Origin of the sequence: Paraburkholderia dipogonis (assembly GCF_046027395.1) — a bacterium.
In the GTDB taxonomy this organism is placed as follows: Bacteria; Pseudomonadota; Gammaproteobacteria; order Burkholderiales; family Burkholderiaceae; genus Paraburkholderia; species Paraburkholderia dipogonis_A.
Genome location: NZ_JAQQEG010000008.1, coordinates 20,981 through 47,923, shown reverse-complemented (window position 1 = coordinate 47,923; position 26,943 = coordinate 20,981). Strand labels below are relative to the sequence as shown.

At 64.0% G+C, this 26,943-nt stretch carries 19 protein-coding genes and 2 tRNA genes; 10 read left to right on the top strand and 11 right to left on the bottom strand.

The genetic code is table 11. The annotated features are described in order from the left end of the window. The first annotated feature begins 16 nt into the window (after positions 1-16). The 3 genes from PQR32_RS10135 (at position 17) to PQR32_RS10125 (ending at position 2,235) form a co-directional block, all read left to right on the top strand. A tRNA-Val gene (locus tag PQR32_RS10135) sits at positions 17-92 on the top strand. Positions 93-134: 42 nt separating this feature from the next. Further along, positions 135-211 (top strand) — tRNA-Asp (locus PQR32_RS10130). 86 nt (positions 212-297) lie between these two features. Further along, positions 298-2,235: a SurA N-terminal domain-containing protein gene (locus PQR32_RS10125; RefSeq protein ID WP_408225284.1), complete on the top strand. Its 1,938-nt coding sequence runs from the start codon at positions 298-300 to the stop codon at positions 2,233-2,235. Positions 2,236-2,330: 95 nt separating this feature from the next. Here the strand turns inward: PQR32_RS10125 and PQR32_RS10120 are convergent, their stop codons facing one another. Both PQR32_RS10120 and PQR32_RS10115 read right to left on the bottom strand, forming a co-directional pair. Then, on the bottom strand, positions 2,331-2,672 hold the full coding sequence (locus PQR32_RS10120; RefSeq protein WP_408225281.1) for a hypothetical protein: 342 nt from the start codon (positions 2,670-2,672) through the stop codon (positions 2,331-2,333). Between the two features lie 117 nt (positions 2,673-2,789). Beyond that, the gene (locus tag PQR32_RS10115) at positions 2,790-3,461 is read right to left on the bottom strand and encodes an arylesterase (protein ID WP_408225278.1); all 672 of its coding nucleotides are present in this window, start codon (positions 3,459-3,461) and stop codon (positions 2,790-2,792) included. A 28-nt stretch (positions 3,462-3,489) separates the two neighbouring features. On the opposite strand from PQR32_RS10115, the gene PQR32_RS10110 reads away from it, so the two are divergent. Beyond that, entirely contained in the window at positions 3,490-4,176 is a 687-nt protein-coding gene (locus PQR32_RS10110; protein WP_134456141.1) for an ABC transporter ATP-binding protein, read from the top strand. Positions 4,177-4,321: 145 nt separating this feature from the next. Here PQR32_RS10110 and pgi read toward each other — a convergent pair whose 3' ends face one another. The 4 genes from pgi to PQR32_RS10090 form a co-directional block, all read right to left on the bottom strand. Beyond that, the gene (pgi, locus tag PQR32_RS10105) at positions 4,322-5,944 is read right to left on the bottom strand and encodes a glucose-6-phosphate isomerase (RefSeq protein WP_408225275.1); all 1,623 of its coding nucleotides are present in this window, start codon (positions 5,942-5,944) and stop codon (positions 4,322-4,324) included. 234 nt (positions 5,945-6,178) lie between these two features. Further along, positions 6,179-7,768, bottom strand: a complete 1,590-nt coding sequence (locus PQR32_RS10100) for an NAD(P)H-hydrate dehydratase (protein WP_408225272.1) — start codon at positions 7,766-7,768, stop codon at positions 6,179-6,181. A gap of 117 nt (positions 7,769-7,885) precedes the next feature. Further along, complete coding sequence (locus PQR32_RS10095) at positions 7,886-9,184, bottom strand: FAD-dependent oxidoreductase (RefSeq protein WP_408225680.1); 1,299 nt, start codon at positions 9,182-9,184, stop codon at positions 7,886-7,888. A 266-nt stretch (positions 9,185-9,450) separates the two neighbouring features. Next, positions 9,451-11,022: a M35 family metallo-endopeptidase gene (locus tag PQR32_RS10090; protein WP_408225269.1), complete on the bottom strand. Its 1,572-nt coding sequence runs from the start codon at positions 11,020-11,022 to the stop codon at positions 9,451-9,453. 330 nt (positions 11,023-11,352) lie between these two features. On the opposite strand from PQR32_RS10090, the gene purL reads away from it, so the two are divergent. The 3 genes from purL (at position 11,353) to PQR32_RS10075 (ending at position 17,335) form a co-directional block, all read left to right on the top strand. Continuing rightward, the gene (purL, locus tag PQR32_RS10085; protein ID WP_408225266.1) at positions 11,353-15,438 is read left to right on the top strand and encodes a phosphoribosylformylglycinamidine synthase; all 4,086 of its coding nucleotides are present in this window, start codon (positions 11,353-11,355) and stop codon (positions 15,436-15,438) included. A gap of 357 nt (positions 15,439-15,795) precedes the next feature. Continuing rightward, the gene (locus PQR32_RS10080) at positions 15,796-16,053 is read left to right on the top strand and encodes a helix-turn-helix domain-containing protein (protein WP_408225677.1); all 258 of its coding nucleotides are present in this window, start codon (positions 15,796-15,798) and stop codon (positions 16,051-16,053) included. Continuing rightward, positions 16,043-17,335 (top strand): HipA domain-containing protein, encoded by a 1,293-nt coding sequence (locus PQR32_RS10075; protein ID WP_408225263.1) that lies wholly within the window; start codon positions 16,043-16,045, stop codon positions 17,333-17,335. The genes PQR32_RS10080 and PQR32_RS10075 overlap by 11 nt, the downstream gene beginning before the upstream one ends. A 143-nt stretch (positions 17,336-17,478) precedes the next feature. Here the strand turns inward: PQR32_RS10075 and PQR32_RS10070 are convergent, their stop codons facing one another. The 5 genes from PQR32_RS10070 to PQR32_RS10050 form a co-directional block, all read right to left on the bottom strand. After that, on the bottom strand, positions 17,479-18,258 hold the full coding sequence (locus tag PQR32_RS10070; RefSeq protein WP_408225260.1) for a peptidylprolyl isomerase: 780 nt from the start codon (positions 18,256-18,258) through the stop codon (positions 17,479-17,481). 11 nt (positions 18,259-18,269) lie between these two features. Further along, a complete protein-coding gene (locus PQR32_RS10065) occupies positions 18,270-18,590 on the bottom strand; it encodes a BolA family protein (RefSeq protein WP_408225257.1) in 321 nt (106 codons plus the stop codon). Between the two features lies 1 nt (position 18,591). After that, entirely contained in the window at positions 18,592-19,122 is a 531-nt protein-coding gene (locus PQR32_RS10060) for a septation protein A (RefSeq protein WP_408225254.1), read from the bottom strand. A gap of 155 nt (positions 19,123-19,277) precedes the next feature. Next, the gene (msrB, locus tag PQR32_RS10055) at positions 19,278-19,700 is read right to left on the bottom strand and encodes a peptide-methionine (R)-S-oxide reductase MsrB (RefSeq protein ID WP_408225251.1); all 423 of its coding nucleotides are present in this window, start codon (positions 19,698-19,700) and stop codon (positions 19,278-19,280) included. Between the two features lie 87 nt (positions 19,701-19,787). After that, a complete protein-coding gene (locus PQR32_RS10050; protein WP_408225248.1) occupies positions 19,788-21,344 on the bottom strand; it encodes a protein adenylyltransferase SelO in 1,557 nt (518 codons plus the stop codon). 191 nt (positions 21,345-21,535) lie between these two features. Between PQR32_RS10050 and PQR32_RS10045 the strand changes: the two genes are divergently transcribed. From PQR32_RS10045 to PQR32_RS10035, 3 genes are all read left to right on the top strand, one after another. After that, positions 21,536-23,221 carry a 3-(methylthio)propionyl-CoA ligase gene (locus PQR32_RS10045; protein ID WP_408225245.1) on the top strand — a complete coding sequence of 562 codons (1,686 nt, stop codon included), beginning with the start codon at positions 21,536-21,538 and terminating at the stop codon, positions 23,219-23,221. Positions 23,222-23,383: 162 nt separating this feature from the next. Further along, the gene (locus tag PQR32_RS10040) at positions 23,384-25,468 is read left to right on the top strand and encodes a 3-hydroxyacyl-CoA dehydrogenase NAD-binding domain-containing protein (RefSeq protein WP_408225242.1); all 2,085 of its coding nucleotides are present in this window, start codon (positions 23,384-23,386) and stop codon (positions 25,466-25,468) included. A gap of 194 nt (positions 25,469-25,662) precedes the next feature. Further along, positions 25,663-26,841 (top strand): acetyl-CoA C-acyltransferase, encoded by a 1,179-nt coding sequence (locus tag PQR32_RS10035; RefSeq protein WP_408225239.1) that lies wholly within the window; start codon positions 25,663-25,665, stop codon positions 26,839-26,841. The last annotated feature ends 102 nt before the right edge of the window (positions 26,842-26,943 follow it).

Below are 26,943 nucleotides of genomic sequence, written 5' to 3'. Positions count from 1 at the left end.
CACTGAATCGCGAAACGGGTGCTTAGCTCAGTTGGTAGAGCGGCGCCCTTACAAGGCGTAGGTCGGGAGTTCGAGCCTCTCAGCACCCACCAGTTTCAGATTCGTTTAAGTGTTTCAGCGCAGTTGCTGCATAAGGAGTGGTAGTTCAGTCGGTTAGAATACCGGCCTGTCACGCCGGGGGTCGCGGGTTCGAGTCCCGTCCACTCCGCCAGTATCCTCGAAAGGCGAACTCCGGTTCGCCTTTTTTATTGCCCGCTGTTGTAAGATCGGGCGTTCTGTTTTTGGCACTCCTCACGCATGCTCGATTTTTTCCGTAATCACAAACGCCTGATGATGTTCATGCTCATCCTCGTCATTGTGCCGGGGTTGGGTTTTGTGGGTATTCAGGGCTTTCGCGGCTTCTTTGACGAAAGTGCAAACGTCGCGAGCGTCAACGGTCACAAGATCACGCGCGCCGAGTACGACAACGCGATGCGTCAGCAACTCGACCGCGCCCGTCAGATGCTCGGCGCGCAGTTCGATATGAAGTCGTTCGACACGCCGGAACGCCGCGCTCAGATGCTCGACGGTCTGATCGAGCAACGCGTGCTGGCCGATGAAACACAGCGCCTGCATCTGACCGCATCCGACGACGCCGTGCGCCGTGTTCTGATGAGCGATCCGGTGATCTCGTCGCTGAAGAATCCTGACGGCACGATCGACGTCGACCGCTACAAGCAGTTGCTCGCCATGCAGGGCATGACGCCCGACCAGTACGACGAACGCGTGCGCTACAGTATTGCCACGCAGCAGTTGCCGGCCAGCATTCAAGGCAGTGCGTTCACGTCGAAGACGCTTGCGCAGCATCTGACCGAACTCGCGGAGCAACAGCGCGAAGTGCAGGGCATTGCGTTCCATCCGCGCGACTACGCCGCGAAGGTGCAGCCCACCGACGCGCAACTGCAAGCGTATTACGACGCGCATCGCAACGAGTTCGCTACGCCCGCCACGGCCACGATCCAGTATCTCGTGATGTCGCCGGCAACGCTCGCCGCTGCCGTGCAGCCGAGCGATGCCGATCTGAAGAAGTACTACGACGACAACATCGCGCACTACCGCACCGACGGTCAGGTGCGTGCGAGCCACATCCTGATCGCGGCGCCGAAAGACGCGAGCGCGGCTGACAAGGCCAAGGCCAGGCAGAAGGCCGAGGAGTTGCTCGCACAGATCAAGGCGCATCCGGACCAATTCGCGCAGATCGCGCAGCAGAACTCGCAAGACCCAGGCTCGGCGACGAAGGGCGGCGATCTGGGTTACTTCGGCCGCGGCATGATCGCGGGCGGCCAGGCGTTCGACGACGCCGTGTTCGCGCTGAAGAAAGACGAAGTCAGCGGCATCGTACAAACGGACTTCGGCTATCACATCGTCAAGGTGACGGACGTGAAGCCGGCAGTCACCAAGCCGTTCGACGAAGTGAAAGATCAGATCGCGAAAGACCTGAAGACGCAGTTGGCCAGCAAGGCATTCACCGATGATTCGGAAGGATTCACGTCGATCGTCTATGAAAAAGCCAAGAGCCTGCAGCCGGCCGCCGACAAGTACAAGCTGCAATTGCAGACCGCCACGGTCACGCCGCAGCCAGATCCGAAACTCGCGCCTGACAGCCCGCTGAACAACGCGAAGTTCCTCGCCGCGGTGTTCGCTAACGACGCCACGACGGCACGCAACAACACGCAGGCCATCGACGTCGGTGGCAATACGTTGATCGCGGCGCGCGTGACCGACTACAAGGCTGCGGCGGTGCCGGCGCTCGACGCCGTCAAGGACGCCGTGCGTCAGAAGGTCATCGCGGTTCAGTCGGATGAAGCGGCTCACAAGGACGGCGTGGCCAAACTGGCCGAGTTCGAAAAGTCGAAGGCGACCACGGGCTTCTCGTCGCCGCTGAAAGTGTCGCGCAACGACGCGCAAGGCGTGCCGCCGGCCGCATTGAGTGCAATCTACAAGGCGGACGCGCAAAAATTGCCGGCTTACGTCGGCGTGGATCTCGGCGACGACGGTTATGCAATCTATCGCGTGAACGCGGTGGTGGCGGGCAACACGGTTGATCCGCAACGTCTGGCTGCAGCGCAGCAACAGATCGCGCAAGTCGATGCGCAGTCCGAAGCAGAGGCCTACGTCGAAGCGCTGCGGGCACGTTCGAAGGTGAAGTTCTACGGTTCGCTCGACAGCAGCAATGCCCAGGCGAGCGGCGAGTAACACCGCGCAGACACAAAAAAGCCCCGCAATTGCGGGGCTTTTTTTGTTTACGAGTGCAAGCTCGCCAAACGGTTTGCTGCGACGCGCTGCAGGGGTTACAGGCAGCCGCTGATTGCGCTCGTGGCGTCACTGCCCGCAGCGCCACTCGCGCGGAAGCCGACCCACGTGCCCTTGCCGGTGTACGACGGACGTACGACAGCGGCGGCGCCGTTAGGCGGCTGCTGACCCGGAACATAGACATCCATGGCTTGATCGTTAGCCAGCGTGTCTTGCGATACGACTTGTTGTTGCGAGCTGTCTGCCCATTTCTGCGCAATGCAGGTGGCGACAGCCTTCGGCGGTTGCTGGCTTTCACCGACGGACTGTACGCCAGCGGGCGGTTGAGCGGCGCAGGCAGAAATTGCCACGGTCAAAGCGATTAACGGTAAATATTTCACGTTATCTCCTCAAAGTCGCTCAAAATCGAGCCGGGTTACACGGGATTACGAAAGTGTCAGAGAGAACTTACCGATCCGCGTTCCCGAAGTTCTGGAAACAAGTTGTTAGCAGGCTTTTCAGTGCGGCGAACTTGTGCGAAGGAGTGGCTTGACTGCGGGCCACACGTTGTTGAGTAGCACTGGCTGTGCCTGCTGGGTGGGATGAATCTGATCGGCCTGGAACATATCCGGTTTGTCGGCAATGCCGGCGAGCAGGAACGGCACGAGCGGCACACGCAGTTGCTTCGATAGTTCGCCGTACAGGCCGTGGAACTTTTGCGTGTAGTCCGGGCCGTAATTAGGCGGCACATACATGCCCACCAGCACGACCTTCGCGTGACCTTGCTGAGCCTGCTCGATGATCGTACGCAGGTTGTCTTCGGTGGTGGAGAGCGGCACGCCGCGCAATGCGTCGTTGGCGCCGAGTTCGACGATCACGATGCTCGGCTTCAGGCGTTGCATGAGCGCCGGCAACCGGGCTCTTCCGCCGCTCGTGGTGTCGCCGCTGATGCTCGCATTGGCGACGCTATAATCGATTCGCTCGTCGGTGAGGCGCTGGCGCATCAAGGCAACCCAGCCCGTGTCGCGGGGCAGGCCGTATTCGGCGGAGATGCTGTCGCCGAGCACGACGATCACCGGCTTGGCTGGTTCGGGCGTATTGGCGGCCCGGGCCGCGAGGCTCATTGAAAACAGGGTGGCGGCCACGGCAAAGCCGCATGCCGTTGTCAGCGCCGTGGCGCGAGACGTCATGGCACGCACTTTCAACCTACGCTTCACCATGCTAAACAAAACTGATCCAGTCATTGAAGTGCGGGGTTTATGCAAGAAGGTTAAGGATGCAACGGGCGAACTGACGATTCTCGACGACATCGATCTTGCTATCGATGCCGGCAGCAGTGTGGCAATCGTCGGTGCATCCGGGTCGGGCAAGTCTACGCTGCTCGGCTTGCTCGCAGGATTGGACAGCGCGAGTTCGGGCTCGGTTCGGTTGCTCGGCCGCGAACTCGGTGAGCTGAACGAAGACGAGCGCGCCGCATTGCGCAGTGGCTCGGTCGGCTTCGTGTTCCAGTCGTTTCAACTGATGCCTCATTTGACGGCGCTCGAGAACGTTACGTTGCCGCTGGAACTGCAAGGCGGCATCGGCACACGCGAGGCCGCGACGCGTGCGCGTGGTTTGCTCGAGCAGGTGGGTCTGGGCAAGCGCACCGGTCATTATCCGAAGCTGCTATCGGGTGGCGAGCAGCAACGCGTAGCGCTCGCGCGCGCATTCGTCACACACCCCGCGATCCTCTTCGCCGACGAGCCGACCGGCAGTCTCGATGCCGCCACCGGTCACGCGGTGATCGATCTGATGTTCGAGATGAACCGCGCGAACGGCGCCACGTTGATTCTCGTCACGCATGACATCGAACTGGCGCGCCGCTGCGATACGACAGTGACGATCGAGGCGGGACGTCTCGCCTGAGCGAGCGTCGAACGTCGAACGTCGCGACAAAAGCAAAGCGGGCCGCCAGGGCCCGCTTTCTCATTCCGGCTCGCCTCGTCAACAGGTGAGTGCGGCACTCACGTCAGCGTAACTTCAGCGGCGCGAACCACCGCGCCGCTCACCATTACTTCTTCAACGCCGCGCGCGCCCGCGCGATCAATGCGGACGTCGACGAATCGTGCTTCTTCTCATCGACGTTCGGCGACGTCAGGTCGGCTTCGACCACCTTGCCGAGAATCTTGCCCAACTCCACGCCCCACTGATCGAATGAATTGATGTTCCACACCGTCCCCTGCACCAGCACCTTGTGCTCGTACAACGCGATCAATGCGCCGAGCGAACGTGCGGTGAGCGCGTCGACCAGCAACGTGCTGGTCGGACGGTTGCCCGGAAACACCAGGTGCGGTGCGAGGTCAGGCTTGTCGGCACCGGCCACTTTCTTCGCTTCTTCGAGCGTGCGGCCGAGCATCAGCGCTTCGCTTTGCGCAAAGCAATTGGCGAGCAGCTTCGGATGATGGCTGACGAGCGGATGCTCCGGCGTCAGCACGGCGATGAAGTCGATCGGCACGATTGTCGGACCCTGGTGCAGCATCTGGAAGAAAGCGTGCTGACCATTCGTGCCCGGTTCGCCCCACGTCACCGCGGCGGTCGGATAGTCGACCATCGCGCCGTCCAGACGCGCGGACTTGCCGTTGCTCTCCATCTCGAGTTGTTGCAGATACGAGGGCAGGAAATGCAGCGCTTCGGAATACGGCGCGACCAGGTAGCTTTGCGAGCCGAAGAAGTTGCGATACCAGATGCCGATCATGCCGAGTAGCACCGGCAGATTCTTGTCGAGCGGCGCGTCGCGGAAATGCTGGTCCATCTCGTTGGCGCCGGCGAGCAGTTCGTCGAACTGCTGCGGTCCGATCGCGATCATGATCGACAGGCCCACCGCCGACCACAGCGAATAACGTCCGCCGACCCAGTCCCACATCTCGAAGACGTTCTCTTTCGCGATGCCGAACTTGACCACTTCCGAAGGATTGGCCGACACGCCGACGAAGTGCTTCGCCAATGCACTTTCCGGGCAGCCTTTCTCGATGAACCAGTCGCGCAGCGAGCGCGCATTGGTCATGGTTTCGAGCGTGGTGAAGGTCTTGGAGACGATGATCGCGAGCGTCTCTTCGGGATCGATCTGCTGCATCACGTTGTACAGATCGGCGCCGTCGACGTTCGACACGAAGTGCGTGGTGATCTCCGGCGTGGCCAGATGATGCAGCGCATGCACGACCATTTTCGGTCCGAGGTCCGAGCCGCCGATGCCGATGTTCACGACATAGCGGATCCGTTTGCCGGTATAGCCTTTCCACTCGCCGCTGCGCACCTGGTCGGCGAACGCCGCCATCTTGGCGCGCTCGGCCTGCACCTGAGCGTAGAACGGCGCTTTCGGATCTGTAGCGCGCAGGGCGGTGTGCAGCACGGCGCGGCCTTCTGTCGGGTTGACGATCTCACCCGCGAACATGGCGTCGCGGCGTTTCTCGACACCGGCTTCGCGCGCGAGTTGCACGAGCAGTTTCAGCGTCTCGTCGGTGATGCGGTTCTTCGAGAAATCGGCCGCGAGACCGCCGCCCGCGAACGCAAAGCGCTCAGCACGGGTAGGGGCGGGATCGTTCTCGGGGGCGAACCAGTCGCGCATATGCGCATCGCGAATCTTTTCGTAATGCGTTTGCAGCGAGGACCAGGAGGGGAGCGAGTTCTGGGTCATAGCGTCCGTCTAACCAAGTGGCACGAAGAAAGGCGCGCGCGTGAAGCGCTGCCGAGGATGATGCAACGATGCTGTTAGAGCGATGTCGCGCGGCCGGGTTCGCCGAGGGCGGCGGTGAAAGTTCGCCGTAACCCGGGGTGGCTCCGACGCGCGGCGCAGTCAGTCAGTATAACGGCGTTGCGCGACGGGCGGCAGCGGTTTGGGGTGTCCATCCATAGGTTGGGACGGCCAGCTTCAGCACTCCGTCGCCGGGTAGAACAAACGGTTCAGCAAGGTTCGCACCATCGGCGCCAGTTCGCCGGCCGTCAGGCCGGCGGGACCCTGGCCTTGCGCGCTCAGCGTGTCGGCGGCGAGGCCGTGCAGATAGACGCCCGCGAGCGCCGCTTCGTAGCGCGGCAGATGCTGCGCGAGCAGGGCGCCGATGATGCCGCCGAGCACGTCGCCGGTGCCGCCTGTCGCGAGCGCGGCGTTGCCGGTCGGGTTGATCGCGAGGCGGCCGTCCGGAGCCGCGATGACGGTGCCGGTGCCTTTGAGCACCACCACGGCGGCGTAGCGCGCGGCGAGCGAGCGCGCGGCGGTGAGCCGGTCGCGCTGCACGCCCGGCGCGTCGGTGCCGAGCAGACGCGCGGCCTCGAGCGGGTGCGGCGTGAGGATGCACGGATCGCCCTGCACGCCGCGCGCGGTGACGTCGGCGGCGAGTGCGTGGTCTTTCGAAATCAGGTTCAGCGCGTCCGCGTCGAACAGCTTGGGCACGTCGAGTTGCAGCACGTCGTGCATCACGCGCGTGGCCCGTTCGCGATGACCCATGCCGCAGCCGACGGCGAGCGCGTCCATCTGGTCGAGCGGCAGATCGTCGATGGCATGCAGCATGAGTTCGGGATGCGGCGGATCGTAGGGCGGGGCGCCTTCGCCCAGCAACGCGACGTGCACCTTGCCCGCGCCGGTGTACAGCGCCGCGCGCGAGGCGAGGATCGGTGCGCCGCACATGCCGGTGTCGCCGCCGACCACGGCGAGGCTGCCGAAGCTGCCCTTGTTGGTCGCGAAATCGCGCGGCGGCAGGAAGGCGGCGAAGAGCTCGGGCGCGTTCAGTTGCACGGCCGTGCGGCCGCTGGTGTCGACGCCGATCGGCGCGACCGTGACCGCGCCGGCAAGATCACGCCCTTGCGCCGTGAAGAGCCCAGGTTTGGCGCCGATGAAGGTGACCGTATGGGTGGCATGGACAGCGGCGCCGTCACCGTTGCCCACGACCGTGCCGGTGTCGCTGTCGAGGCCGCTCGGCACGTCGAGCGCCAGCACGCCGCCTTTGCGCGGCCGCGCTTTCGCCCGTTGGGAAAGCTGGCGGGCGACGGCGGCGAAGACGCCTTCGAGCGGACGCGTCAGGCCGATGCCGAACATGCCGTCCACCAGCCACGTGTAGCCGTCCAGCGAGGCGGGCGGTGCGGTGGTAATCGCGACGCCGGCCGCGCGGGCCGTGTCGAGAGCCCAGCGCGCGTCTTCCGGTTTCACCTCGACCGGCATGCACAGTTCGACGGCGATGCCGGCTTCGTGCAGCTCCGTCGCGAGAACCAGCGCATCGCCGCCGTTGTTGCCCGGCCCGGCGATGAGCCATACCTTCTGCCTGGACTTCTCGATCGAGGTATCGCGGGTGATCTGCTCCAGCAGGAAGCTCGCGGCGGATTTGCCGGCGCGCGACATGAGCGTGTGTTTCGGCAAGGCCGCCGCCGCCTGGGATTCAGCGATCCGCAGGTCGGTGAGCGTGAGCAAAGGGAGCGCCCGGTTATGCGGGCTGATGAGCGTGGGCGGCGTGTTGTCGGCTTCTGTCATGGCGAGGCTTGGCGGTTCGCCCGGTGGCGGGCGAAAAAGCTTGGGGAATCGCTATGGTAGTGCCGATGGACGCCCGGCGGGCGCCTCTTGCGGCCCGCTCGTGGGCGGGCCGGCGATTTACCTGAACCGATCCGGGCGTAGGGCGGCCAGCGTGTCCGCGGGGACGTCCGGCGTGCCGCCCGAAATCAGGTCGGCAACCAGTTTGCCCGACCCGCAGGCGAGTCCCCAGCCGGCGGGGCCGTGGCCCACATTGACGAAAAGACGCGGATGCAGTGCGTTGCCGATCACCGGCAGGCCGTCTGGCGACAGCAGTTTGACGCCTTCCCACGGCAAGGCCACCGAGATTCGCGCGGCGCCCGGAATCCAGTCGTGCGTGGCCTGGCCGAGCAGGGCGAGGGCTTCTTTCGTCACCGCGTCGCCCAACGGCTTGTCGATCTGGCCGGCGCTTTGCAAGACCGCGCCGCCCGCGATCCGCAGCCGATGGTTCATCCGGCTGATCGCGATCCGCTTCACCGCGTCCACGATCGCGACGTGCGGTGCGCATTCCTCATGCGCGATCGGTGCGACCAGCGTGTGCAGGCGCAGCGGATGCAGCGGCAGCCGCAGGCCGAGTCGCTCGAGCAGCGGCAGGCTGCCGTGGCCGGCCGCCACGACCACCGCGTCGGCGTGGATCACATCCACTTCGCGCGAACGGGACGTCGCGCCCGGCTGCGGCGCCAGTTCCACCGAGGCGCGCTGGCCTTCCAGGCGGATCGACGAGACTTCGCAGCCCAGCATGAATTGCACGCCGCCCTGCGTATCCAGCGTCTGCTTGATCAGCTTGGTAAACAGTGGGGCATTGGCCGTGCGCTCATGGTCGAACAGCACGCCGCCCGCGAATTGCGGCTCGGTGCGCACGGAGTGCTCGAACGCGGCGCATTGTTCGGGTGTCAGCTCGTGGTGCGGCACTTCGAAAAGCTGGAGCAGGCCACGCGCGGGCCGCATCTGCTCCCATTCCTGTTCGGAGCGCACCAGATAGAGCACGCCGCTGGTCTGTTCGAACTCGAGGCCGAAGCGCGCTTCCATGTCCGCCATGGTGTCGCGCGACAGCTCGATCAGCGGTCGCAGCTGCCCGTATTGATGGCCGAACGCGTTGGGTTCCTGCAGCTCGGCGAGCTGCTTGACGAACTGGCGCGCCGATCCGTTGAAACCGGCCTTGTTGACGACGCCGTTTTTGGCGTTTTGACGGCTGGCCATGAAAGTCGGGCCGAACCAGACGTCGAGCGGGGTCGGCAGCACGGTGCCGCCGTGTCCATAGGTTGCGCCTTGCGCGACCGTGGCGTGGCGCTCGACGACGCATACCCGATGGCCGGCCGCGCGCAGTTGATAAGCGGTGGCGACGCCCGCAATCCCGCCGCCGATGACGATGACATCCATGTTCTGATTCGAGTTGCCGACAGGACGCCGAAGCGGCGCATTCCCGTTGAGCGTGACATGCGGCGCGCTGCCCGGCCTGCTCAGGCCGCTCGCGCCGATCTGGTGAAAGGGCGAATGATAGCAGTCAAACCGGCCCGCCTGCCACGCGCGCGGCGTGAGGCCCGGCCGCGGCGGGCGGATCTCGAGGGGACGGGGGCGCACGGATTGCGGCGTCGTCCTTCGTGGTCCGTCGTGGCCGCGGCGAATGCCGGTGCCGCTCACGAGGCTCATGCCGTCGTCTGCGCGCGAATGAACATGCCGTAGTTTTCGGCGTTGTCGGTGGCCATGTCGCTGTTGCGTGCCGCGAGCCTGGCGACGGCGTCGGGACCATACAGATGATCCTTTGTGTTGCCGATGTACGGGAAATGGCTCAACTCATGCGCGATCGTCGCTTCCGGGGTGTTGTTGCCGAACGCGTGATCGAAGAAGTGTGGCTTCAGGTCGATCTGATGAGGCGAATTGGACTGCACGTGCGCCAGTTCCCAGTTGTCGTGCGGCGCACCGAGAACGAACGTGAACTGGTCGTGCGACATGGCGTGCTGCATGTGGGTGAGAACCTGTTCGACTTTCCGCACATTCCGCTGAGTCGGGCTGCCGAACCAGCGCGAAAAGTTTTCGTCCGGATGACCGGATTTGAGCTTGTCGAGCGCGCTGTCGATCATGCGCTTCACGTGTTGATAGGCGCGGGTCACTATCCCGCGTTGCTCCGACGTGAGTCCGATCAGCGCCGGGGTACGCGCGGAGCCGGGGGAGGGTTGATCGTAGTCGGTATGGCCGGTGTTGTTGTCGGGCGCCTGGATGTCGCCGCCACCGCCGATGGGCGCGGAGGGTTGACCGCCACCGCCGCCGATGGGCGCGGAGGGTTGACCGCCGCCGCCGATGGGCGCGGAGGGTTGGCCGCCACCGTCGCCTGTGGGCTCAGCAGGCTGCCCACCCTCTCCGCCGCCGACAGGTTCCGACGGCTCGCCGCTGCCGACGCCATTGCCCGGGAGCGGCGATGACGCCGGAGCGTCGCCGACCACGGGTCGAGGCATCGGGCGTCCGTTGTGGCCTGCGGAGCCGGGCGTGAGACCGTCGGCGTCCATCGAAGGAGGTATGTTGTTGGCCTTTTCGTGCCAGACGATGCGTTTGTGCTTGCCGTTCGCGTCCCAGACGTCACGGATGTGGTTGCCGTTCGCGTCCCACGTGTCGCGTATGTGGTTGCCGCTCAAATCCCATCTGTCGCGAACGTGTTTTCCGCTTTCGTTTGAACTCTCGTGGATGTATTCGCCGTCTGCGTCCCAACTGTCGCGGATACGGTCGCCGTTGGCGTCCACGCTGTCGCGAGTGTGCTTGCCGTCCGCGTCCCACGTGTCGTGAATACGCGTACCGTTGGCGTCCAAGCTGTCGCGAGTGTGCTTGCCGTCCGCGTCCCACGTGTCGTGAATACGCGTACCGTTGGCGTCCACGCTGTCGCGAGTGTGCCGCCCATCCGGGTCCCACGTGTCGCGAACCGGATTGCCTTTGCCGTCCTTGCTGTCCTGGACCCGCTTACCCGAATCGTCCAGCCTGTCCGGCACCGCTTTGCCGCCGATGCGCTCAAGCGGCTGAACCCCGCCTCCAACCCTCGGCGCCCGACCGTCCGGCTCGCCGTGTGGGAGCCAGGCCGCCGCATTGCCAATCGGCGCGAGCGGCGTCTCGTCCGGCGAATGGATGCGAGGTGTCGTCCGCGTGAGTGCGGCGGCCATGCCCGGTGGCGGCTGCATCAAAGCCAGCGGATGCGACGTCTGATCGGTACTGCCATAGCGGTTGACGTTCATGACATGCCTGTTCGAATGAGTTTGCGGTTCACGTTGCGGGCGTGTTCGCACATCGCGGGGTGCCACCGCGTTGCGCAGCGCCGCCGACGCGTCCGGGCGAATGAATTGCCCCACTTGCGCGTCGATTAAAGCATCGGCATGTCGACAAGATGTCGTATCGGAAGAACACATTCGCGAGCACGCGGCCGCCGGCCGCCCGGACACGTCCCATGGCCGCCGGATGCGCGTTCCCGGGGTATAATCCCGGACTTCCTTTCCGCCTCACGTCGCCTTCACGCGCGGCTCATCGGCATCACTCATCGGCATCATTAGCGACGCAACGTCAAGTCCATGGCCCACTTCTCGTGTTTCCCCGGCGCTTCGGCCCTTTCCGATTTCCGTCAAACTCGCCTGCTCGACACGCTTACGCGCATCGATCCGAACATCACCGGCGTGCGCGGGCAATATCTGCACTTCGTCAATGCCCAGACGCCGCTCTCCGCCGAAGACAACGCGAAGATCGAAGCGCTGATGCACTACGGCGATCCGCTCGAAGAAACCAAAGAGCGCGGCACGGCCGAGACTTTCCTCGTGGTGCCACGTTTTGGCACGGTGTCGCCGTGGGCCAGCAAGGCAACGGATATCGCGCACCTGTGCGGCCTCACGCAGGTGCGCCGCATCGAGCGCGGCGTCGAGTACACGGTCACGCTGAAAAGCGGCCTGCTGGGCGGCAAGAAGGCGCTCACCGACGAAGCCCGCGCGGCCGTCGTCGCGGCCCTGCACGACCGCATGACGGAAAGCGTGTCGCCGTCGCGCGACCACGCACTGCATCTGTTCGACGAACTGCCGGCCAAGCCGCTGCAAACCGTCGACGTATTGAGCAATGGCCGCGGCGCGCTGGAAACGGCAAACACGGAACTGGGCCTCGCGCTCGCCGACGACGAAATCGACTACCTGGTCGACGCCTTCACGAAGCTCGGCCGCAACCCGACCGACGTCGAACTGATGATGTTCGCGCAGGCTAACAGCGAACATTGCCGCCACAAGATTTTCAACGCGGACTGGACCATCGACGGTGAGAAGCAGGACATCTCGCTCTTCAACATGATCCGCAACACCGAGAAGCTGAATCCGCAAGGCACGATCGTCGCGTATTCGGACAACTCGGCGATCATGGCGGGCGGCATGGCCGAGCGCTGGTTCCCGCGCACGCCGGCCGATCTGGGCGCAAGTGAGCTGCCGGAGCACTACCGCCGCAGCAACGAACTCACGCACACCTTGATGAAGGTGGAAACGCACAACCACCCGACCGCAATCTCGCCGTTCCCGGGCGCCGCGACCGGCGCGGGTGGTGAAATCCGCGACGAAGGCGCGACGGGCCGCGGCGCGCGTCCCAAGGCGGGTCTGGCGGGCTTCACGGTGTCGAATCTGGAATTGCCGGACGGTGTCGAGACGTGGGAAAACGCGCGCGACGCCGCGCAGCCGCTCGCGCACCGCAATCCGGACGACAAGCACGAAGCGTACGGCCGGCCCGATCGCATCGCCTCGCCGCTGCAGATCATGATCGACGGCCCGCTCGGCGGCGCCGCGTTCAACAACGAATTCGGCCGTCCCAATCTGGGCGGCTATTTCCGCGCTTACGAGCAGAACGTCGCAGGTCTGGTGCGCGGCTATCACAAGCCGATCATGATCGCCGGCGGCATCGGCAATATCTCGGACCAGCACACGCATAAGCACGATTTGCCGGAAGGGTCGCTGCTGATCCAGATCGGCGGTCCGGGCATGCGCATCGGCATGGGCGGCGGCGCCGCGAGCTCGATGGCGACCGGCACCAACACCGCTGAGCTCGACTTCGATTCGGTTCAGCGCGGCAACCCGGAAATCGAACGCCGTGCGCAGGAAGTCATCAACGCGTGCTGGCAACTCGGCGAGAAGAACCCGATTCTGAGCATTCACGACGTCGGCGCGGGCGGTTTGTCGAACGCCTTCCCGGAAGTGGTCGACGGCGCCGGCAAGGGCGCGCGTTTCGATCTGCGCAAGATCCAGCTGGAAGAGAGCGGTTTGTCGCCGCGCGAAATCTGGTCGAACGAAGCGCAAGAACGCTACGTGCTGGCCATCGCGCCGGCCGATCTGCCGGCTTTCGCCGCCATGTGCGAGCGCGAGCGCTGCCCGTTCGCGGTGATCGGCACGGCTACCGCCGAGCGTCAGCTCAAGCTGATCGACTCCGAACTGAGCGACGACACCACGCATGAGCCGGTCGACATGCCGATGGAAGTGCTGCTCGGCAAGGCGCCGCGCATGCATCGCGACGTCAAACGCGTCGAGCAGAAGCTCGAGCCGGTGGATGTCACCGGCCTCGCGCTGCCGGATGTGGCAGTCAGCGTGCTGCGTCATCCCACGGTGGCGAGCAAGTCGTTCCTGATCACGATTGGCGACCGCTCGGTGGGCGGCACGACCGCACGCGACCAGATGGTCGGTCCGTGGCAAGTGCCGGTGGCCGACGTCGCGATCACCACCATGGACTACGCGGGCTTTACCGGCGAAGCCATGACGATGGCCGAGCGCACCCCGCTCGCCGTGATCGACGCGCCGGCTTCGGGTCGCATGGCGGTCGGCGAGGCGGTCACCAACATCGCGGCGGCGCCGATCGCGTCGCTCGGCAAGCTCAAGCTGTCGGCAAACTGGATGGCCGCGTGCGGCGCAGCGGGCGAAGACGCCGCGCTCTACGACACGGTCAAGGCGATCGGCATGGAGCTGTGCCCGGCGCTCGGCATCAGCATTCCGGTCGGCAAGGATTCGCTGTCCATGCGCACCAAGTGGGAAGACCGCGGCGTTGCGAAGGAAGTGGTCGCGCCGGTCTCGCTGATCATCTCGGCGTTCGCGCCGGTCGAAGACGTGCGTCGCCATCTCACGCCGCAACTGCGCCGTGCAAGCGAAGTCGGCGAGTCCGTGCTGATCGCGATCGACCTCGGCCGCGGTAAGCATCGGCTGGGTGGCAGTATTCTCGCGCAGGTTACGCAGCAGGTCGGCGACACGGTGCCGGACGTGGACGATCCGGAAGACCTCAAGCGTTTCTTCGCCGCGATCCAGGCGCTGAATCAGGACGGCAAGCTGCTCGCGTATCACGACCGCTCGGACGGCGGCCTGTGGGCGACGGTGTGTGAAATGGCGTTCGCGGGCCACGTGGGCGTGTCGCTGAACGTCGACATGCTGGTGCTCGATCCCAACCATGAATCCGATTACGGCGACGCCAAAGACTGGGCGAAGCAGACCAGCGGCCGCCGCGAAGACCGCACGATCCGCGCGCTTTTCACCGAAGAGCTCGGCGCCGTCGTTCAGGTGCGCGCGTCTGAGCGCGACGCGGTGCTCGGAGCGTTGCGCGAACATGGGCTGTCGGCGTGCTCGCATGTGATCGGCAAGCTCAACGAGCGCGACACGATCGAAATCTATCGCGACGCCAAGAAGATTTATGAAGCGCCGCGGACCGAATTGCACCGCACGTGGAGCGAAGTGAGCTGGCGTATTGCGCGTCTGCGCGACAACCCCGCTTGCGCTGACGCCGAATACGACGCGCTCTCCGACGCTGCCGATCCGGGTATTTCGCCGGTGCTGACGTTCGATCCGACGGAAGATGTCGCCGCGCCATACATCGGCAAGAGCGCGCGTCCGCGCGTCGCGATCCTGCGCGAGCAGGGCGTCAACTCGCACCTCGAAACGGCCTATGCATTCGACCGCGCCGGCTTCGACGCGCACGACGTGCACATGAGCGACCTGCTGGCCGGTCGCGCGAACCTCGCGGACTTCGCCGGCGCGGTGGCGTGCGGCGGCTTCTCGTACGGCGACACGTTGGGCGCCGGTGAAGGCTGGGCGAAGGCGATCCGCTTCAACGCGCAACTGGCCGACATGTTCGCCGCGTTCTTCGGCCGCGAAGATACGTTCGCGCTCGGCATCTGCAACGGCTGCCAGATGATGAGCAGCCTCGCCTCGATGATTCCGGGCGCCGAAGCGTGGCCGAAGTTCACGCGCAACAAATCGGAGAAATTCGAAGCGCGCTTTTCGCTGGTCGAAGTGCAGGCTTCGCCGTCGATCTTCTTCAACGGCATGGAAGGCTCGCGCATTCCGGTGGCGATCGCGCACGGCGAAGGCTACGCGGACTTCTCGCAGCAAGGCGATGCGTCGAAGGTCGCGGTGGCGATGCGTTATGTCGATCACCGTGGTCAGGCGACCGAGCAGTATCCGTTCAACCCGAACGGTTCGCCGAGCGGCATCACGTCGGTGACGACGCCGGACGGTCGCTTCACGGTGCTGATGCCGCATACGGAACGCGTGCATCGCGCGGTGCAGATGAGCTGGCATCCGGAAGGCTGGGGCGAGGGCGCCACGGACGCAAGCCCGTGGATGCGCGTGTTCCAGAACGCGCGCCGCTGGTTGGGCTGATGATGTAAGGCAGGCTGCCGTGTAGTTCGTACGGCAGCCTGGCCGGCGCGACGGCTACGCGGTCCGTCTGACGCCGGCAACGCGCGGGCGGCAAATACGCTGGCCCGTGCAGCAGTGAGCAGGTTGTCGACACCTTGGTCCGTATCCGATCTGGTACGAGAAAGGCGATACGCTCCAAATTGGTATGCTTCGTATCCGATCGGGTACGAAACAGCCGTGCAAAACTCCAATACATCACTTGGTACCCGATCGGGTACGAATCAAGCCTGCTCCTTCGTCCCGTGGCATAATGTTCCCGAGCGGGTACGAACGTACAAGGGGCGGAAAGTGGTGCAATCCGAGACTTTCATTGGCGATATGACGGTGTTGGGCGATCTTGTGCGGGCGTCGCGGCTCGCACAAGGGCTGACGCGCGACGACGTCGCCACCGCGACCGGCCTGTCCCCCAAGTTCATCACGCATATCGAGGCAGGTAAGCCGACAGCGCAGATCGGCAAGGTGCTGCACCTCCTCGGCGAACTGGGCATCACGCTGCGCGCGCAAGTTTCCGTGGACATCCCCCCGGCCTTGGCCACCAAGGCGCTCCATCGCCGGCGGAATCCTCATGGCCGCTAGAACGCTCGTCGCCTATGCGAATGGCCGGCGCGTGGGCATCGTGAGCGATGACAGCGGTGTCTGGTCATTGACCTACGACCAGGACTGGCTAGGTCGTGAGGACGCGTTTGCGCTTTCACCCGCTTTCCCACTGGAAGCCCAGCCTTTCGTCGACGGCTCGAGCCAGCGGCCGGTGCAATGGTTCTTTGACAACCTTTTGCCTGAAGAGGAAATGCGCAGTGCGCTCGCGCGCGAGGCCAAGGTCGATGCGAGCGATGCGTGGGGTCTGCTTGCCTATTACGGCCGGGAGTCGGCTGGCGCCTTGACGCTGCTCGCCGAGGGTGAACAGGAGGCATCGAGCGGTCTGCAACCGTTGTCGTACGCAAATCTGGAGGCACGCATTCAGGCGATGCCGCAGCATGCGCTCACCGCCACGGCACCTAAACGCATGTCCGCGGCGGGTGCCCAACAGAAGCTGCTTCTGACTTTGCGCGGCGCCGCGCCGGATTACGCGCTTTTTGAGCCTGTGGGCAGTGAACCGTCCATGCATCTGCTCAAGCCCGACATGCGAAGCACGGGCTATCCGCATTCGGCGATAAACGAATTTTTCTGCATGCAACTCGCTCGTGCGATGGGCGTGCCCGTACCGCCTACGCATTTCATGCGCGTGCCTTCGGCCTGCTACGTGATCGATCGCTTCGACCGTGACACGAGCAGCGAGCCGGCTCGGCGGCTGCATACAGTCGACGCCATGCAACTGCTGAACTACGACCGTAGCTTCAAATATCAGAATGCCACGGCGCAGGTGCTCAGGGATGCTATCGAGAAAACGAGCACGCGGGCGGTGGCGCGTCTCGATGTATTCCGATGGGCGATCTTCAATGTGCTCATCGGCAATGCAGACTCACATCTGAAAAACCTCTCGTTCTTCGTCAGCCCTCGTGGCTACATGCTGGCTCCGTTTTACGACCTGGTCAGTACGGTCGTCTACCATACGCCGACCTACCAGCCGCAGCAGCGAGACCGTTGGCCGCACTGCGACCTGACCATGCCTGTAGGAGACGCTACGCGGTTCGCGCAGATCTCCAGAAAGAACATGCTCGCATTCGGCGAAGCACTTCGTCTCTCGCCGAAAGGCTCGGAGAAGCTGCTGGATGACATGCTGGCCACGCTCGACGCCCGCGTGGCGGAAACCCGGCGCAGCGTCGACGAGATCGCGCAGCCGAATGCGGGCGAAGTCCGGTTGCTCGACTCGATCGTCGCGATGCCGCTTGCGGAGATGAGCCGGGCCCTGCGCAAGTGATCGCCGCCAGCCTGACCGCACATGAAAAAGCCCCGTTCAATCTTCGATTGAACGGGGCCGTGAACAGAAGCCAGGACCGCTGACAAATAAGAACCGACGTGCTCGCTCGAAGCGAGCCGCTCGATCTTCAGCGGCAAACCCGCTTACTGAATCTTCGCGTTCTTACGCAAACCTTCCTCGAACGCCTGCAGCTTTTCCTGCTGGATCTGCTGCACGATCTGCGGGCGCACTTGCTCCAGCGGCGGCGGCGTGACGTCGCGCACGTCGTCGACACGGATGATGTGCCAGCCGAATTGCGTATGTACCGGTGTGTCGGTCATCTGGCCTTTTTGCAGATGCGTGGCCGCGTCTGCGAATTCAGGTACGTAGGCCTTCGGGTCCGACCAGTCCAGATCGCCGCCGTTCTTGCCCGATCCCGGGTCCTTCGAGTATTGCTTGGCCAGATCCTCGAAGCTTGCGCCGGCCTTGATCTTCGCGATCAGGTCCTTCGCCTGCTGTTCGTTATCCACGAGGATGTGGTGCAGGTGATATTCCTTGCCGCCCGCGTCCTTGATCAGCGCGTTGTAACGCGCGGTGACTTCGGCGTCGGTCGGCGTGTTGTTCTTCACGAAGTCTTCGATCAGCGCGCGCAGCACGACGGTTTGCTGTGCCACGGCGATTTGCGCCTTGATGTCCGGACGATTCGGCAGGCCGCGACGCAGCGCTTCCTGCATCAGGATCTCGCGGTTCACCAGCTCTTCGCGCACGGCCGTTTGCAGTTGCGGCGTATTTTGCTGGCCTTGATGGACCAGTTGGTCGATCAGCGCGTCGGCGCGTGCTTTGGGAATCGGCGTGCCGTTCACGACGGCGATGTTCTGTGCGAATGCAGGTGCGGCTGCAAATGCAGCCAGCAATACCCAAAGGCGGGTTTTCTTCAAGGTCATCGAAAATTTTCCTAGCGGGGCAACAAAGCGAATTCTTCGGGCGTATACGCCGTGATGGCAAGGGCGTGAATGCCGCGCTGCATGGCATCGGCCAGCGCATCATACACCATGCGATGCCGCGCCACGCGGGCCTTGCCGGCGAATGCGACGGCCACGATCGTGACACTGAAATGACCGCCGGCGGAGGCGCCGGCGTGACCCGCGTGCTGCGCGCTGTCGTCGCTGATCTGGATCGAAGTGACCGGCGCCAGCGCGGCGGCGAGGCGCGCTTCGATCAGCGCGGCGCGCTCCGCCGTGGTGGCGTGCATGAATACATCGGCATCGCTCGTCATGTCATTCTTCCTTCATATACTTCGACAACCACAAACTCTGTCCGACGATGAACACCACCAGGCAGCCGGTGGCGCCGAACAGCTTGAAATTGACCCACTGGTCGGTCGTGTAGTTGTACGCGACGAACAGGTTGACCAGCCCGAGCAGCACGAAAAACACCGCCCACACGACATTCAGCTTGCCCCAGATCGCGTGCGGCAGCGTGATCTGCTTGCCCATCATCGCTTCGATCAGGTTCTTGTTGAAGGCCAGTTGCGAGATGATCAGCGCGACGGAGAACGCCCAGTACAGCACGGTCGGCTTCCACTTGATGAACGTGTCGTTGTGCAGCACGAGCGTGGCGCCGCCGAACACGGTGACGACGCCGAGGCTCACCCACAGCATCGGATCGACCTTGCGGTGGCGGAAGGCCACCCACGCGATCTGCACCAGCGTGGCGACGATCGCCACTGCCGTCGCCGTGAAAATGCCCCAAATCTTGAAGGCGACGAAGAACAGGATGATCGGAAACAGATCGAACAGGAATTTCATTATCTGGTCGGGGAATCAGAAAGTGAGCGGAGAATAAGGGCGCGGTGCGAAGCGTCGGGGCAACCGGTTCGCAAGCTGGGTGAAGGGTGTCGCCGCCGGCGCGCGCCTGAATGGTCGCGGACGCCGGCCGGCAACGCGCCGGACTCCGCGCTGCGTTACTTGGGCTCGAATTGTAACGCAGCTGAATTGATGCAGTACCGCAGGCCGGTCGGCGCGGGTCCGTCTTCGAATACGTGGCCCAGGTGCGCGCCGCAGTTCTTGCATTCCACCTCGATGCGCAGCATGCCGTGCGAGCGGTCGGTCTTCTCGGTGATCACTTCACCGTCGATCGGCTTGAAGTAGCTCGGCCAGCCGCAACCGGCGTCGAACTTGGTGTCCGATTCGAACAGCGGCGTGCCGCAACAGACGCAGTCATAGATGCCGCGGTCCCAGTGATCGTGGTAGCGGCCCGTGAACGGGCGCTCGGTGGCGGCGTGGCGCGTCACCTGATATTCGATGTCGGAGAGCTGCTTGCGCCACTCGGCGTCGTCTTTCTGCACGGCGGGGACGTCGGTCTTGAGTTCGTCGGGCTTGTTCATGGTCGGGTTCCTGTCTCGGGCTTGTTTTGGGGAGGCTGGATGGTCAGGCGGATTCTCATTACACGCGATTGGGAGGCTTTCAGCACATCACGACGAGCAACTCACTTCCAGCGAACTCGCCCAGTCCGGCGGCAGCCCCGCATACGCTTCGTGCTCGGGCTGTTCGTCGAACGGACGGCGCAGCACGGCGGCCAGTCGTTCCACTTCGGAAAAATCCTTCTCTTTCGCGTGGCGGATCGCCGTTTCCGCCAGATGATTGCGAAGTATGAATTTGGGGTTCACACGGTTCATTGCAATGGCGCGCGCGGCGTCGTCGCGTGTTTCTTCGGACAGCCGCGCGCGGTAGTCGTTCGCCCAGGCGTCGAACGCGGCGCGGTCGAGAAACAGGTCCCGCACCGGAGCGTCGCCGCTCGCGTCGTGCTTCGACACGCGCGCCAGGTTGCGGAAGGTCAGCGTGAAATCCGCACGATTGCCGTGCATCACCTCGAACAGGCGATTCACTAACGCCTCGTCGCCGGGGCGTTCGGTTTCGAGGCCGAGCTTGGCGCGCATGCGCCGCTCCAGTGCCGGGGCGAAACGGTCCTTGAAGCCGCCGAGCACGCGCTGCGCGTCTTCGATCGCCTTGTCGCCGCGCACGCTTTCCTCGTGCTTTTCGCCCAGCAACGGCAGCAGCCCTTGCGCGAGGCAGAAGAGATTCCAGTAGGCGATCTGCGGCTGCATCTTGTACGCGTAACGGCCTTGCGAATCGGAGTGATTGCAGATGTAGCCGGCGTCGAAGCCGTCCATGAAACCGAATGGACCGTAGTCGATGGTGAGACCGAGGATCGACATGTTGTCGGTGTTCATCACGCCGTGGCAAAAGCCGACCGCCTGCCAATCGACCATCAGGTCGGCGGTCGATATCACCGCTTCGTTGAGCAGCGCGAGATACGGATCGTCGGCTTCGCGGCAATGCGGATAGAAACGCTCGATCACATGATCGGCGAGCGCGCGCAGCGCGTCGGTGCGATCGTTCGAATAGAAGTGCTCGAAGTGGCCGAAGCGCACGAAGCTCGGCGCCACGCGCGTGACCACGGCGGCCGTTTCGACGGTCTCGCGCCGTACCGGCTGATCGGAGCCGATCACGCACAGCGCACGTGTGGTCGGAATGCCCAGGTGATGCATCGCTTCCGAACACAGAAATTCGCGGATCGATGAACGCAGCACCGCGCGGCCGTCGCCCATGCGCGAGTAGGGCGTGCGCCCCGCGCCTTTGAGCTGCAACTCGAAGCGCTGGCCGTCGTGTTCGACTTCGCCCAGGCCAAGCGCGCGGCCGTCGCCGAGCTGGCCGGCCCACACGCCGAACTGATGCCCCGAATACACCGACGCATAAGGCAGCGCCTCCGCCGGCCACTCGCGCGTGGCGTTGCCGGAGAACAGTTCAGCGAAGCCCGGATCGTTCTCGAGGCCCGGTTCTAACCCGAGCAGCGCGGCGGTTTCGGCGGAGAACCCGACCATGTAAGGCGCGCTGAGCGGCGCCGCGGGCAAACGCGTCAGAAACACGCTGCCGAGCCGTGCGAACGCGCTCTCGTGCAACGTGGTGAGCGCATCGGAAAGAGCCGTCAAAGGCCCGGATAACCCTGCAATGCTTGGGGAAAACGACATATTGAGCGCCTCTGGATTAACCGATATTGTAAGTCCGCGCCCGCGGAGCTGCTGGCCGGCCGTACGTCTGTCCCGTACCGATCCTGTCCAGGTGGTTTGCCGGCTTTGCGCTTTTCGCCGATGGCGCGTCGAGGCGCGCCCCCCGAGCTGCAAAACCAATTGAAACGATCAAGCCGAGGAGACCACTCTTTATGACGACGCCGCTGCTTGGCCAGATGATGGACGTGCCGCTCACTGTGCCGTCTTTGCTCGCACACGCCGCGCGGCATTTCGGCAGCACCGAAATCGTGTCGCGGCGTATCGAAGGCGACCTGCATCGCTATACCTATCGTGATTGCGAAAAGCGCGCGAAGCAGCTCGCGCAGGCTTTGATCGCTCTCGGCGTCGAGCCCGGCGAACGGGTCGCGACGCTTGCGTGGAACGGCTACCGCCATCTGGAAGCGTATTACGGCACGACCGGTTTCGGCGCCGTATGCCACACGATCAATCCGCGCCTCTTTCCTGACCAGATCGCTTACATCATCAATCACGCGGACGACGCCTACGTGCTGTTCGACACCACGTTCGCGCCGCTCGTCGATGTGCTCGCGCCGCAATGCCCGAAAGTGCGCGGCTGGATCGCGCTTGCCGACGAAGCGCATCGGCCCGCCATGCAGACGCCCGCGCTCAGCTACGAAACGCTCGTCACCGCGCAGGATGGCAATTTCGAGTGGCCGCCGCTCGACGAGCGGCAAGCCTCGTACCTGTGCTACACGTCGGGCACCACCGGCAATCAGAAGGGCGCGCTGTATTCGCATCGCTCGACGGTGCTGCATGCGTTCGGCGCGTCGCTGCCCGACGCGATGAGCCTTTCCGCGCGCGACTCCGTGCTGCCCGTCGTGCCGATGTTTCATGTGAACGCGTGGGGCATTCCGCATGCCGCGCCGCTGACGGGCGCGAAGCTCGTGTTCCCCGGCAAGGACCTCGACGGCAAGTCGCTGTACGAATTGATGGAAAGCGAACGCGTCACGTATTCGGCCGGCGTGCCGACCGTGTGGCTCGGCCTGCTCAACTATCTGCGCGAAGCGAAGGTGCGGTTTTCGTCGCTCAATCGCACGGTGATCGGCGGCTCGGCCTGTCCGCCGGCCATGCTGCGCACGTTCGAAGACGACTACGGCGTGCAGGTGATCCATGCGTGGGGCATGACCGAAATGTCGCCGCTCGGCACGCTGTCGAAACTGACTTGGGAGCAAAGCCAGCGTCCGCTCGAAGAACAGCGCAAATTGCTCGAGAAGCAGGGGCACGTGCTCTATGGCGTCGACATGAAAATCGTCGGCGAGGATGGGCGCGATCTGCCGTGGGACGGCGTGGCATTCGGCGATCTGCACGTGCGCGGACCGTGGGTGATCGACCGGTATTTTCGCAAGGATGACTCGCCGCTCGTGGACGGCTGGTTTCCCACCGGCGATGTCGCCACCATCGACCGCGACAGCTTTCTGCACATCACGGACCGCTCGAAAGACGTGATCAAGTCCGGCGGCGAATGGATCAGTTCGATCGATGTCGAGAACGTGGCGATCGCGCATCCGGCCGTGGCCGAAGCGGCGTGTATTGCCTGCGCGCATCCGAAATGGACGGAGCGTCCGCTGCTGGTGGTCGTCAAGCGTCCGGGCTTCGAGGTCACGCGTGAAGAACTGATCGCTTTCTACGACGGCAAGGTCGCCAAATGGTGGATTCCCGACGACATCGCCTTCGTCGACGAACTGCCGCACACGGCGACCGGCAAGCTGCAGAAACTCAAGTTGCGCGACATTTTCCGCGACCATGTCCTGCCTTCGGCGCTCGAAGACGAAAAGGATTGTCCGCTGACGCCGCTTGCCAGGGGAAACCCCGCGTAGAAATAAAATAAACGATAATTGAACGAGCGTGCTTTTTTGTGTATTCTGCCTGCTGACCCCGGAAAGTCAGACAATGGGTCGGACAATGATCCGGCTCGATGGACCGGAAGGGCGGCGCGCCTAGGCGTCGCCTTATTGCATGGATCGCATGGAGGCAGGCAGATGGCAGTGGACTACACAACTCATGACGGCGTGGCCGTCATCACGCTGAACAATCCTCCGGTGAACGGCCTCGGCCTGTCGACGCGAGCGGGTATTGTCGATGGGGTCGAGCGCGCGCAGAACGATCCGGCCATCAAGGCCATCGTGCTGACGGGCGCGGGCAAGGCCTTCTCGGGCGGCGCCGACATCACCGAATTCAATACACCGAAAGCGACCCAGGAGCCGACGCTCGCCACGGTCATCAAGACCGTGGAAGGCAGCGCGAAGCCGGTGGTCGCGGCGATTCACAGCGTCGCGATGGGCGGCGGCCTAGAGTTGGCGCTCGGCGCGCATTACCGCATCGCCGCGCCGGGCGCGCAGATCGCGCTGCCGGAAGTGAAGCTCGGCATTCTGCCGGGCGCGGGCGGCACGCAGCGTTTGCCGCGCGCCATCGGTCTCGAAGCCGCACTCAATATGATTGTCTCCGGCGCGCCTGTCATGTCGGAGAAGCTCGCTGACTCCGGTCTGTTCGATGAACTCGCGCAAGGCGATCTGGCCGAAGCAGCGCTCGCGTTCGCCCGCAAGGTCGGCGCGAAAGAAGGCCCGCATCCGAAGGTGCGCGACCGCAAGATCGAGCATCCGAACGCCGCCGGTTTCATCCAGTTCGCCCGCAATACCGTCGCGGCCGTCGCGAAGAATTTCCCCGCGCCGCAGAAATGTATCGACGCGGTGGAAGCGGGCGTGCAGAACGGCTTCGACAAGGGCCTTGCGTTCGAACGCGACTGCTTCATGGCGCTCGTGCAGACACCGGAAAGCCACGCGCTGCGTCACGCGTTCTTCGGCGAACGCGCGGCGAGCAAGATTCCCGACGTGCCGTCGGACACGCCGGTGCGCGACATCAGCCAGGTGGCCGTGATCGGCGCGGGCACGATGGGCGGCGGCATCGCAATGAACTTCATCAATGCGGGCATTCCGGTCACGCTGCTGGAAACGAAACAGGACGCGCTCGACCGCGGCGTCGCCACGATCCGCAAGAACTACGAAGCGACCGTCAAGAAGGGCAAGCTCAAGCCCGAAGCACTCGAGCAGCGCATGGCACTGATCACGCCGACACTTTCGTACGATGACCTCAAAAACGCCGACCTGATCGTCGAAGCGGTGTTCGAAGAACTCGGCGTGAAAGAGCAGGTGTTCAAGCGTCTCGACGAAGTGGCAAAGAACGGCGCGATCCTCGCCTCGAATACGTCGACACTCGACGTCGACAAGATCGCCGCTTTCACGAAGCGTCCACAGGACGTGGTCGGCATGCACTTCTTCAGCCCGGCCAATGTGATGAAGCTTCTTGAGGTAGTGCGTGGCAGGGAGACGGCGAAAGACGTCCTCGCCACCGTCATGAAACTCGCCAGGAAGATCAGGAAGACCGCCGTGGTCTCGGGCGTGTGCGACGGCTTCATCGGCAACCGCATGATCGAGCAGTACATCCGCCAGGCGCTTTTCATGCTCGAAGAAGGCGCGCTGCCCGCGCAGGTGGATCGCGCGATCGAGAAGTTCGGCTTCGCGATGGGTCCGTTCCGTATGAGCGACCTGGCCGGCAACGACATCGGCTGGGCGATCCGCAAGCGCCGCTATCAGGAACATCCCGACATGCATTACTCGAAGATCGCCGACCGTCTCTGCGAGACGGGGCGCTTCGGCCAGAAGACCGGCGGCGGCTGGTACGACTACAAGGCGGGCGACCGCACCGCGTATCCGTCGAAAGTGGTCGACGACATGATTGTCGCGTTCTCGAAGGAAACCAACGCCGAGCGTCGCAAGATCAGCGATGAGGAAATCGTCGAGCGGCTTGTGTTCGCGCTCGTGAACGAAGGCGCGAAGATTCTCGAAGAAGGCATTGCGTCGAAGGCATCGGACATCGACATGGTCTATCTGACCGGATACGGTTTTCCGCTCTATCGCGGCGGCCCGATGCTGTACGCGGACACGGTCGGCCTCTACAACGTCGAGCGGGCGATTCGCCGCTACGCGGCACGGCCGAACGGCGACGCCTGGGAACTGGCGCCGAGCATCGCGGAGCTGGCGGCGAAGGGCCGCGGGTTCAACGGCTGAGTCACAGCGCGAGTGAATTGACTGAGGTGGCGCTGCGCGGCGATTCGCTAGCGCGCCACCATCGACATCTGGAAGCAGCGACCAATTTGTATGGGACCGGAGTAAGTGCCCTCATGGGACTGGAGTAGCGCGTTAAAGTGCGAACTCTGGTCGACAACTGAAGCGCCAACTCTGGTCGACACAGGAGAACATGCATGACTGACGCCGTAATCGTATCAACCGCCCGTACGGGTCTCGCCAAATCATGGCGCGGCGGTTTCAACATGACGCACGGCGCGACGCTCGGCGGCCACGTGACGCAGGCCGCCGTCGAGCGCGCGAAGCTCGACCCGGCGCGCATCGAAGACGTGATCATGGGCTGCGCCAATCCGGAAGGTGCGACGGGCATGAACATCGCTCGGCAGATCGCGCTGCGTGCTGGTTTGCCGGTGAGCGTGCCGGGCATGACGGTGAACCGTTTCTGTTCATCGGGATTGCAAACTATTGCGCTGGCCGCGCAACGCGTGATCGCCGGTGAAGGCGACGTGTATGTGGCCGGCGGCGTGGAATCGATCTCGTGCGTGCAGAACGAGATGAACCACCACATGCTGACCGAAGGCTGGCTCAGCCAGAACAAGCCGGAAATCTACTGGTCGATGTTGCAGACCGCGGAGAACGTTGCGAAACGTTATTCGATCTCGAAGGAACGCCAGGACGAATACGGCGTGCGTTCGCAGCAACGCGCCGCGGCCGCGCTCGAAGCCGGCAAGTTCAAGGACGAGATCGTGCCGTTGACGGTGCTCGCGGGCGTCGCCGACAAAGCCACCGGGCGTCTTTACACGAAGGAAGTGACCGTCAGCAGCGACGAAGGCATTCGCGCCGACACGACGCTCGAAGGCGTATCGAAGATTCGCACCGCGATGCCGGGCGGGGTCATCACCGCGGGCAATGCGAGCCAGTTCTCGGATGGCGCGTCGGCGTGCGTGGTGATGAACGCGAAGGTCGCGGAGCGCGAAGGCCTGCAGCCGCTCGGCATTTTCCGCGGCTTCGCGGTGGCGGGTTGCGAGCCGGACGAAATGGGCATCGGCCCCGTGTTCGCGGTGCCGAAGCTGCTCAAACAGGCGGGTCTGAAGGTCGAGGACATCGACCTGTGGGAACTGAACGAAGCGTTCGCGGTGCAGGTACTGTATTGCGCCGACAAGCTCGGCATTCCGCAAGACCGTCTGAACGTGAACGGCGGCGCGATCGCGGTCGGCCATCCGTACGGCGTGTCGGGCGCGCGGCTGACCGGCCATGCGCTGATCGAAGGCAAGCGGCGCGGCGCGAAGCTGGTCGTCGTGACCATGTGTATTGGCGGCGGGCAGGGGGCGGCGGGTTTGTTCGAAGTGGTGTGATTCGATTCGAGCGGTTGTGAACGGCGGGTGCCGTGTGGTTCGGCGCGACAGCGCGTGAACCATACGGCACCCGTTTTCCATTCGCGCGTGGTGACGGCTAGC